The sequence below is a fragment of the Bradyrhizobium sp. genome (assembly GCF_016462955.1).
Taxonomy (GTDB): domain Bacteria; phylum Pseudomonadota; class Alphaproteobacteria; order Rhizobiales; family Xanthobacteraceae; genus Bradyrhizobium.
This window is the reverse complement of sequence record NZ_JAEMSD010000049.1, coordinates 1-9908: the sequence shown is the minus strand read 5'-3', so window position 1 is coordinate 9908 and position 9908 is coordinate 1. Positions and strand designations below refer to the sequence as shown.

9 protein-coding genes and 1 pseudogene are annotated in these 9908 nt (G+C 65.5%); 9 read left to right on the top strand and 1 reads right to left on the bottom strand.

Translation table 11 applies throughout. The features are described from left to right. Positions 1-219 (top strand): annotated as a pseudogene (locus JHD07_RS08235) (branched-chain amino acid ABC transporter substrate-binding protein); the annotation flags it as partial. Positions 220-352: 133 nt separating this feature from the next. After that, on the top strand, positions 353-1192 hold the full coding sequence (locus tag JHD07_RS08230; RefSeq protein ID WP_291620840.1) for an ABC transporter ATP-binding protein: 840 nt from the start codon (positions 353-355) through the stop codon (positions 1190-1192). Positions 1193-1204: 12 nt separating this feature from the next. On the opposite strand, the gene JHD07_RS08225 is transcribed toward JHD07_RS08230, so the two are convergent. Then, a complete protein-coding gene (locus tag JHD07_RS08225; protein WP_291620838.1) occupies positions 1205-2356 on the bottom strand; it encodes an AGE family epimerase/isomerase in 1152 nt (383 codons plus the stop codon). A gap of 86 nt (positions 2357-2442) precedes the next feature. Here JHD07_RS08225 and JHD07_RS08220 point away from each other — a divergent pair, with 86 nt between their 5' ends. From JHD07_RS08220 to JHD07_RS08190, 7 genes are all read left to right on the top strand, one after another. Next, positions 2443-3666: an AMP-binding protein gene (locus JHD07_RS08220; RefSeq protein WP_291620836.1), complete on the top strand. Its 1224-nt coding sequence runs from the start codon at positions 2443-2445 to the stop codon at positions 3664-3666. A 227-nt stretch (positions 3667-3893) separates the two neighbouring features. Further along, positions 3894-5270 carry a CBS domain-containing protein gene (locus tag JHD07_RS08215; RefSeq protein WP_291620834.1) on the top strand — a complete coding sequence of 459 codons (1377 nt, stop codon included), beginning with the start codon at positions 3894-3896 and terminating at the stop codon, positions 5268-5270. Between the two features lie 22 nt (positions 5271-5292). Next, positions 5293-7212, top strand: a complete 1920-nt coding sequence (locus tag JHD07_RS08210; protein WP_291620832.1) for an N-acetylneuraminate synthase family protein — start codon at positions 5293-5295, stop codon at positions 7210-7212. Further along, positions 7212-7901, top strand: coding sequence for an acylneuraminate cytidylyltransferase family protein (locus JHD07_RS08205; RefSeq protein WP_291620829.1), 690 nt, complete (start codon positions 7212-7214; stop codon positions 7899-7901). Before JHD07_RS08210 ends, JHD07_RS08205 begins: the two co-directional genes overlap by 1 nt. Continuing rightward, a complete protein-coding gene (locus JHD07_RS08200) occupies positions 7894-8658 on the top strand; it encodes an SDR family oxidoreductase (RefSeq protein WP_291620826.1) in 765 nt (254 codons plus the stop codon). The genes JHD07_RS08205 and JHD07_RS08200 overlap by 8 nt, the downstream gene beginning before the upstream one ends. Next, positions 8655-9503, top strand: a complete 849-nt coding sequence (locus tag JHD07_RS08195) for a TIM barrel protein (RefSeq protein WP_291620824.1) — start codon at positions 8655-8657, stop codon at positions 9501-9503. Before JHD07_RS08200 ends, JHD07_RS08195 begins: the two co-directional genes overlap by 4 nt. Then, a partial coding sequence (locus JHD07_RS08190) for an SDR family oxidoreductase (RefSeq protein WP_291620822.1) occupies positions 9500-9908 on the top strand: 409 nt, incomplete at its 3' end. The genes JHD07_RS08195 and JHD07_RS08190, both read left to right, overlap by 4 nt.

The following is a 9908-nucleotide window of genomic DNA, read 5'->3' as shown; positions in this document are numbered from 1 at the left end:
AAGAAGGACTGGGTCCCGGCCGGAATGGAAGGCGTCTGCAACGCCTCGACCTGGACCGACAAGGACCACCGCGGAACGCTGAAGGTCGATCTCTATCGCACCAAAATCTCGGGCACGACGGACGGCGACCTCAACGATCTCATGGCCAAGGGCGCGATCAAGCTCGAGAAGGTCAAGACTGTCGAGCTGCCGCGCAAGGCCGAGTTGCTGGGGTGGTGAGCCGCACTCCGTTCGTCGTTCCGGGGCGATGCGAAGCATCGAGCCCGGAACCTCGAGATTCCGGGTTCGGTCCTGCGGACCGCCCCGGAATGACGGAGGTAGAGCAGCGCCGACATCGAGAGAACCATTGACCATGAGTGAAACGGCTCACATCGAGCGCTCCTCCCCAAGCGTCGTGCCCGCGCCGCCCCTCCTCGCCGTGCGCAACATCGAGGTCGTCTATGACGACGTCATCCTGGTGCTGCGCGGCCTCAGCCTCGATGTGCCCAAGGGCGCGATCGTGGCGCTGCTCGGAGCCAACGGCGCCGGCAAGTCGACGACGCTGAAGGCGATCTCGGGGCTGCTCAAGACTGAAGATGGCGAGGTTACGCGCGGCGAGATTCTGTTCGAGGGTGAGCGCATCAACGGCATCGATCCCGACAAGATCGTCCGTCGCGGCATCTTCCAGGTGATGGAGGGCCGGCGCATCATCGCCGACATGACCTCGCTGGAGAACCTCAAGCTCGGCGCCTTCACGCGCAGGGACCGCGAGGTCGATTCCGACCTCGACATGGTTTTCAATTATTTCCCGCGCCTGAAGGAGCGCACTGGCCTTGCCGGCTACCTCTCCGGCGGTGAGCAGCAGATGCTCGCGATCGGCCGTGCGCTGATGGCGCGGCCGAAGATGATCCTGATGGACGAGCCTTCGATGGGCTTGTCGCCACTGCTGGTGAAGGAGGTGTTCTCTATCATCCAAAAGATCAACCGCGATCTCGGCGTCACCATCCTGCTGGTCGAGCAGAACGCACGCGCTGCGCTCTCCGTGGCCAGCCACGGCTACATCATGGAACAAGGCAAGGTCGTGCTCGACGGCAGCGCGGACGAATTGCGCGACAACGAGGACGTCAAGGAATTTTACCTCGGCGGCGCCGGCGATCAGCGCAAGAGCTTCAAGAACCTCAAGAGCTTCAAGCGGCGCAAACGCTGGCTTTGATCCATCAGAAGCCTAGCCCAGCACCTGTTCCGCTTCCGTGACTGCGCAGAGAACATGATAGAACGACGACGCAGGAATGGTGTCGATCAGCGATTTGCCGTCGCGATCGAACTGGTCATACCAGCCGCCCTTCACGGGATGGCTGAGATAATGCCGTTCGAGCCGCACCAGCGCCGCGCGCGCCTCGTCCGCCGCCCCCACCTCGCCCGACTCGGCTTGCGCGATCCACGCCTTCGCGATCTCGGTCTGCGGCCACAGCCGGCGCGTGCTGCGGCGGATGTTGCCGCTTGCGTCGCCCTCGTCGACGAGGCAACCCGTCGTCTCGTCGCGATAGCGCAGCGAAGTCTCCAGCAGTTCCGCGCGTCGCTGGCCGGTCGGGCAGCCCGTGATGCGCTCGAAACCTTTCAGCAGCCAGACCCATTCCGCCTGGTGGCCCGGCTCGACGCTGACCGGCTCGATCTTCGACCAGTCCTCCTCGAAATACTCCGACAATACGTGCTTCTGCTTGTCGTAGAGGTTGGCCAGGAACAGTGCGAAAAATTCTCCGGCACGATTCTGGAACGACAGATCGTGGGTCGCCTCGAAGCACGCGATCATCGCCTCGAACAGGTGCATGTGCGGGTTCTGCCGGCGCGGCAGCGAGACCGGAAGGCCTTCGTGAACGCCGCCGTGGGGCGAGCGCAGATGGCCGTCAAGGAAGGCGAGCAGCGCATCGATCTCGGCGCGGACCTGCGCATCCTGGTCGAGCGCGTAAACACTGGCGAGCGCAAACAGGATGAAGGCGTGATCGTAGGCATCGCGCCGGGCATCCAGCACCGCACCCTCCGGCGTCAGCCGGTGAACATAGCCGGGGCGGCCGTCGGGCGCCTTCGCTTTGGTCAGCAGGTGCTCCAGCCCCTTCAGCGCAATCATGCGCCCCTCGGGATACCAGCCCATCTGCGCCGCCTTGGCGTAGCACCAGATCTGTCGGGCCTGCACGAACACGCGCCGCGGCGCGGCCGCATCCGCTGCGCCGTCGCGGTGCAGCCTGTCGATGAAGCCGCCCGCGGCGTGATCCCAGCCCACCGTGGACCACAGCGGCAGGGCCTCGTCGATCATGCGGCGCTTCAGGCGCGCGACGACGTTCGACGCCTCGTCCGCCGCAATGATTCCTTCGTCCGCCATCGGATCCCTTTCAAGCCTCACCAATGGCGGTCTGATAGCCATGCCGGCGGCGGCGCGCAACGGATGCCAACACGGAAAGAACAGCCATGACCGCCCATTACGACGCTCGCGAGACGCGTGAGCAAGCCGCGCGCGAGGCCGACCTGTTTGCCCACCTCCCGGAGGTGCTGCGAGCCGCGCTGGCCGCCCCGGCCTATGCCGAGCGGCTCAAGGGCCTCGATCCCGCCGCCGTGACCTCCAGGGCGGCTCTGGCGCAGCTACCGGTGTTGCGCAAGTCGGAACTGCCCGCCCTACACAAGGCCTCTGCGCCCTTCGGAGGCCTCGTGGCGGGGGCGCCAGGCTCGTTCGCCCGCCTCTTCACCTCCCCAGGCCCGATCTTCGAGCCGGAAGGGCGACAGGCCGATCCCTGGCGCGGCGCAAGGGCCCTGTTCGCGGCCGGGTTCCGCCCCGATGACATCGTTCTCAACACCTTCAGCTACCATCTCACCCCCGGCGGCTTCATCTTCGATGCGTCGGCGCGCGCGCTCGGCTGCGCCGTGATCCCCGCAGGGCCGGGCAACACCGAGCAGCAATTCGAGCTGATCGAGGCATATCGGCCGGTCGGCTACAGTGGCACGCCGGATTTCCTGAAGATCCTGCTCGACGCCGCGGCAAGCTCGGGCCGTGACGTGTCCTCGATCAAGCGCGCGCTGGTCTCGGGCGCCGCCTTCCCGCCATCGCTGCAGGCCGAGATCAAGGGGCGCGGCATTGACGCCTACCAGGCCTTCGGCACCGCCGACCTCGGCCTCATCGCCTTCGAGACCGAGGCGCGCGAAGGCATGGTCGTGAACGAGGACCTGATCCTGGAGATCGTCAAGCCCGGCACCGGCGATCCGGTCGCGCCCGGCGACGTCGGCGAGATCGTCGTCACCTCGCTCGACCCGCACCATCCCTGGATCCGGCTCGCGCTCGGCGACCTCACCGCGGCCCTGCCCGGCACGAGCCCATGCGGGCGCACCAATATGCGCATCAAGGGCTGGATGGGTCGCGCCGACCAGACCACCAAGATCAAGGGCATGTTCGTCCGGCCCGAGCAGGTCGCCGAGATCGGCAAGCGCCATGCCGCGCTCGGAAGGCTACGCCTCGTCGTCACGCGACAAGGCGAGGCCGACGCCATGACGTTGAGAGCGGAAGCCGTGAGCGCAAGCGACTCGCTCCGCGACGAGATCGCGGCCAGCTTGCGCGCCGTGACCAAGCTCGGCGGAGCCATCGAGTTGGTCAGTCCCGGCACGTTGCCGAATGACGGCAAGGTGATCGCGGACGAGCGCTAGCTTAAGTTGGTCTCCACAGCAGGTGATTACTGAGGCTCAACAGATCCTCCGCGAAGCCGGAGCGCGCAACGAGCGCGCGGCATGACGGAGATGACGAGCGTAGAGCCCAATTTTGGGCTATGGCTGCGATGCCGCTGGGCGCAGGAACCTTGCATCGTCCTTGCCGCTCCCGTATTACCAGACCCTGCTGCGATATGGCCGGAATCGGCCCTTTCTGGACCCAAAACGTGCTTGACCGAACCCTCGTCACCATCGCCGAGACCGAGACCATTGAGGAAGCGTTTCGGCGACTGAATGCGAACATGCTCGGCATCCTGTTCGCGCAGGATGCCAGCGGGCGAATCGTCGGCGCCGTGACGGACGGGGACATCCGCAGGCGCATGCTGACCGGCACCACGATCCAGGATCGGGTTGTCTCTTGCATCAATCGCAACTTCGTCTGGGCGCCGACCGGCGGACCGCGCGAGCAGATCCTCAAGCTGCTCGACCAGCGCGTCCACGTGGTGCCGATCCTCGATGCCGAGAGGCGGCTGGTCGACGTGTTCAGCCGCGAGTTGTTCAACCTGTCGGAAGAGAGCGAGGTGTTCGCGCGCGCCCGCTCCCCGGTGCGGATCAGCTTCTCCGGCGGCGGCACAGACCTCACGCATTACTTCGTGGCGAATGACGGAGGCGCCGTCATCAGCGCCACGATCAAGATGTACGCTCACGCGACGCTACGGCGCCGGAGCGACCCGAGCATCCGGATCTACTCGCACGACTTCCGCCGCACAGTCGAGGCGGGCAATCTCGCGGAGCTCGGATCCGGCGGAGATCTCGCGCTGATCAAATCGGTCGTCCGCCTGATCAAGCCGACCTATGGCTTCGAGCTCGAAGTGTCCGCCGACTTCCCGGTCGGCTCCGGCCTCGGCGGCTCCGCGGTGGTCTCGTCCGCCATCATCGGCTGCTTCAACGAATTCCGCAGCGACCAGTGGGACCGCCACGAGATCGCGGAGATGGCTTTCCAGGCCGAGCGGCTGATGCTCAACATCCCCGGCGGCTGGCAGGATCAGTACGCCACCGTGTTCGGCGGCTTCAATCACATGGAGTTCTTCTCCGACCAGAACACCATCGTGCCGCTTCGCCTCGATCCCAACATCATCGCCGAGCTCGAGGAGAGCCTGGTGCTCTGCTACACCGGCTCGGGGCGCGACTCCGGCGCCATCCACCGTGACCAGAAGGCTCAGCACGAGACCAGCGACGCCGTCGCCGCAGCTGCCAAGCAGAAGGAAGTGACGCGCGACATCAGGCGGCATCTGCTGCGCGGCCAGCTGCTGGACTGCGGCCGGCTGATCGACGAGGCCTGGCACGCCAAGCGGAAGCTGAGCTCCAAGATCTCGTCCGACGCGATCGACGCGATCTATGATTTTGCCAAGCAGCATGGCGCGGTCGGCGGCAAGTTGCTCGGCGCCGGCGGCGGCGGTTACTTCATGTTCTTCGTCCGCCCGTTCGAGCGCTACCAGCTGATCGCGGCGCTGGAACAGCAGGGGCACAGCTGCTCGCGCATCATGTTCGAAGAGAACGGGCTGCGGACGTGGAAATCGCGTGTTCCCGCCCAGCTCGCCTGACGCATACGAGACGAGAATGTTGATGACATCGCCCAAACAGCCTGCTCCGGTCCGCATCGGCAACCGTCTTCTGGGCAACGATGAACCTTGCTACGTCATCGCCGAGATCGGCAACAACCACAATGGCGATTTCGACCGCGCCATTGCGCTGGTCGATGCCGCGGTCGCTGCCGGCGCCGATTGTGCCAAATTCCAGATGCGCAAGCTCGACGAGGTCTATCGCGCCTCCAGCCTCTCCGGCAAGGACGACGACCTCGCCGTCGAGTATACGCTCGATCTGTTGCGGCGTTTCGAGCTGCCGACCGCACAGCAGAAGAAGATCGCCGAATATTGCGCAGCCAAGGGCATCGAGTACCTCTGCACGCCCTGGGACGCCAAGAGCGTCGCCGTGCTCGAAAGCTTCGGCGTCGAGGCCGACAAGGTCGCCTCGGCCGACCTCACCAACCTGCCGCTGGTCGCTTGCCTCACCGCCACCGGAAAGACGCTGATCGTCTCGACCGGGATGAGCACGACGGACGAGATCAAGGCCGCTGCGAAGTTCCTCGACGACCGCAATGCCAGCTACGTGCTCCTGCATTGCCAGAGCACCTATCCGGCAGCGCTGCACAACATCCATCTGCGTTTCATGGAGACGCTGCGCGAGATTCATCCGGTCGTCGGCTATTCCGGACATGAGCGCGGCATCGCCGTTTCGACGGCCGCTGTCGCGCTCGGCGCGGTGATCATCGAACGCCACATCACGCTCGACCGCGAGATGGAAGGTCCGGACCATGCCGCGAGCCTGGAGCCGGAGGAATTCAAGGCACTCGTCTCCGGCATCCGCGAGGTCGAGGCGGCGCGCGGCGAGAAGCTCGCCGAGCGCGCGCTGAGCCAGGGTGAGCTGATCAACCGCGAAAACCTCGCCAAGAGCCTGGTGGCCGCGCGCGACCTAGCGGCCGGCACCGTGATCTCCGAAAGCGACATTGCGGTGAAGAGTCCGGGACAGGGCCTATCGCCACTGAAGATGCCCGCACTGCTCGGCCGCAAGCTGACGCGGACGATGGCTGCCGACGATTATTTCTTCCAGAGCGACCTCGACGAAGGCGCCGCGAAGGCCCGGCGCTACCGGTTCGACCGCCCGTGGGGCGTGCCTGTGCGCTATCACGATACTGAGCGTTTCCTGGAGATCTGCGAGCCCGACATCATCGAGTTCCACCTCAGCTACAGCGACATGGAGCGCGATCCGGCGGCGTATCTGTCCGGCACCTATGATCTCGGCTTCGTCGTGCATGCGCCCGAGCTGTTTGCCGGCTCCAAGCTGATGGACCTCGCAACGCCCGATGAGGCGCTGCGGCGCTACTCGCTGGAGCAGACGCAGGCGGTGATCGACATCACCCGCGGCCTGAAGAAGTTCTTCCCCAAGACCAAGCGCCCACCCATCGTCGCCAATATCGGCGGCTTCACCATGGACGAACCGCTGCCGCCGGAGGAGAAGGCAGAGCGCTACCGCATCTTTGCGCAGAGCTTGACCGAGCTCGACATGGACGGCGTCGAGTTGACGCCGCAGACCATGGCACCGTTCCCCTGGCATTTCGGCGGTCAGCGTCACCAGAACATCTTCATCTTCCCGGAGGAGTCGGCCGCGTTCTGCGCCAAGCATGCTCTGCGCATGTGCGTCGACATCTCCCACACCAAGCTCGCCGCCAATCATTTTGGCTTCGACTTCGCCCAGGGCCTCGCGCAGCTCGGGCCGCACACCGCGCATCTGCATTTCGGTGACGCCAAGGGTCTCGACGGCGAAGGTCTCCAGATCGGGGAAGGCGAGATCGATTTCGAGGAGATCGGACAGGTGTTGCGCAAGCATGCACCGACCGCCTCGTTCATTCCCGAAATATGGCAGGGCCACAAGAACATGGGCGAAGGTTTCTGGACCGCGCTCGAGCGCCTCGAGGGACATATCTGATGGCGCGCAAGACGCTGGCCGTGATCGCCGCGCGGGGCGGCTCAAAGGGCATCCCACACAAGAACCTGCTCGATCTCTGCGGCAAGCCGCTGATTGCCTGGACGGTCGAACAGGCGCGCGCCGCACGCGGCGTCGACGTGGTGGCGGTGTCGTCGGATAGCGACAACATTCTCGCGGCAGCCGAGGCCGCCGGAGCTGTCGGCGTGCCCCGCCCCGCCGACATTTCCGGTGATCTCGCCTCCTCTGAATCCGCCTGGCTGCACGCGCTCGAAGCCATCGACGCGCGCCTCGGTCGCTTCGAGCGGATCGTCGCGCTCCAGGCGACCTCCCCGATCCGCGAACCCACCGACATCGAGCTGGCGCTGGACACCTTCGACCGGGAGCGCCTCGACAGCCTGCTCTCGGTCTGCGAGGTCGAGGACTACTTCAACTGGCGGATTGGCGATAACGGCCCGGAGCCGATCAACTACGACTATCGCAACCGCCGTATGCGGCAGCAGATCGAGAAGCGCTACCTCGAGAACGGCTCGTTCTACGTCCTGATCCCCTCCCTCCTGCGCGAGCAGAACAATCGTCTCGGCGGCAAGATCGGCTTCCACGTGATGGAGCGTCACAAGATGTTCCAGATCGACCGCCCCGAAGACGTCAAGCTTTGCGCCGCCATCATGCGCAGTTATGGCTATGCCTGATCTCAGCGCCTTCTCTCTCGCAAGCAAGCTCGCGGTCGTCACCGGCGCCTCGCGGGGCATCGGCGCGGCGATTGCGAGCGGCCTCAAGGATGCGGGGGCTACCGTATTCGGCCTCAGCCGGTCCGGAACCGCGCCGCAGGGCGTCATCGCGATTGCCTGCGACCTTTCCGACGAAGGAGCGATCGAAAGCGCGTTCCGCACCATTGGGGCAAAAGGCGATCGCATCGACGCACTCGTGAATGCCGCCGGGATCAGCCTTCCCGCCCAAAGCAGCGAAACCGAGCTCGCACGCTTCCGCGCCACGCTCGCAACCGATCTCACCGGCGTCTACGCCACCATCCTCGCCGCCTATCCGCTGCTGAAGAACGCGGGCTCGGCGGCGATCGTCAATGTCACCAGCATCAATTCGGTGCGCGGCTTCCCCGGCAATCCCGGCTACGTCGCGGCGAAGGCGGGGCTTGCCGGGCTGACGCGTGCGCTCGCCGCCGACTACGCACCCGATGGCATCCGCGTCAACGCGCTTGCGCCCGGCTACGTCGCAACCGAGATGACCGCGAAGAGTTACGCCGATCCCATCATGCACGAGGATCGACGCCGCCATACCATGCTCGGCCGCTGGGGACAGCCGGCCGACATGGTGGGCGCCGCCGTTTTCCTGGCGTCGGAGGCCTCCGCCTACGTGACCGGTCAGGAGATCTTCATCGATGGCGGCTGGATCGCCAAGGGACTCGCCATCAGTTCGGACCGCACATCGTGAGCGCAACACTGGAACGCATCGGCTTCATGCAGGGACGCCTGTCGAATTTGGTCGACGGCAAGATCCAAGCATTCCCGTGGAATGAATGGCGCGAGGAGTTTCCCCGCGCCAAGGCGCTCGGCCTGACGCGGATGGAATGGACCATCGATCAGGAGCGACTGCGGGAAAATCCGCTCATGACCGAGCCGGGACAACAGGAGATTCTAACGCTCGCACGCGAGAACGGCGTGCGCATCCCAAGCCTGACCGGCGACTGCTTCATGCAGGCACCGTTCTGGAAGGTCGATGCCGTGGTACGCGATGCGCTCGTCGCCGACCTCGACCTCCTGATCGCCGCCTGTAGCCGCATCGGCATCGAGTTCGTCGTGATTCCGCTGGTCGACAACGGCAAGATCGAGCGCCAGAGCGAGAGCGACACGTTGAAGCGCGTCCTGCTCGCTCGCTCCGAACAACTCACCAGGCGGCACGTCAAGATCGTCTTCGAATCCGACCTGCCGCCGCGTGAGCTTGCCCGGTTCATGGAGGCGTTTCCGGCCGGCGTCTTCGGCATCAACTACGACAGCGGCAACAGCGCCTCGCTGGGCTATGACAGCGACGAGGAAATCGAGGCCTATGCGCCCCGCATTCTCAACGTCCATGTGAAGGACCGCGTGCGCGGCGGCACCACCGTGCCGCTCGGCACCGGCAACGCCGACCTCGCCAAGACGATCCGCCTGATCGAGCGTTCCGGCTACAACGGTCAATACATTCTGCAAACTGCCCGTGCCGCGGACGGCGATCACGCCGCAGCGCTCGCCAGATATCGCGACATGACGGTCGGCTGGATCGAGGACGCGGCGCGATGAAACTCGAGCTGCAGGATCGCGTCGCGCTCGTCACCGGCGCCAGCCGCGGGATCGGGCTTGCGATCGCGACCACGCTCGCCGCGGAAGGCGCCAAGGTCGCGCTCGCGGCACGCGGCGCCGGTGCGCTAGATGCCGCGCGGGCCGCGGTCGGCGGCAGCACATCGGTACACGCGGCCGATGTCACCGATCCCACCGCCGCAGCAGGGCTGGTGCACGAGGTCGAACGGCAGTGGGGACAGCTCGACATTCTCGTCTGCAACGTCGGCAGCGGCGCTTCGGTACCGCCCGGGCAGGAAACCACAGCGGAATGGTCGCGGGTGATGGACCTCAATCTCTTCGCCACGACCAACATGATCGAGGCCAGCCGGCCGCTGATGGCGCGCGGCAGCGGCGACCGGTCCATCG

Coding starts and splice junctions, on each gene's coding strand:
- JHD07_RS08230 (WP_291620840.1), top strand. CDS start 353: ATGAGTGAAACGGCTCACATCGAGCGCTCCTCCCCAAGCGTCGTGCCC.
- JHD07_RS08210 (WP_291620832.1), top strand. CDS start 5,293: ATGACATCGCCCAAACAGCCTGCTCCGGTCCGCATCGGCAACCGTCTT.
- JHD07_RS08225 (WP_291620838.1), bottom strand. CDS start 2,356: ATGGCGGACGAAGGAATCATTGCGGCGGACGAGGCGTCGAACGTCGTC.
- JHD07_RS08200 (WP_291620826.1), top strand. CDS start 7,894: ATGCCTGATCTCAGCGCCTTCTCTCTCGCAAGCAAGCTCGCGGTCGTC.
- JHD07_RS08220 (WP_291620836.1), top strand. CDS start 2,443: ATGACCGCCCATTACGACGCTCGCGAGACGCGTGAGCAAGCCGCGCGC.
- JHD07_RS08205 (WP_291620829.1), top strand. CDS start 7,212: ATGGCGCGCAAGACGCTGGCCGTGATCGCCGCGCGGGGCGGCTCAAAG.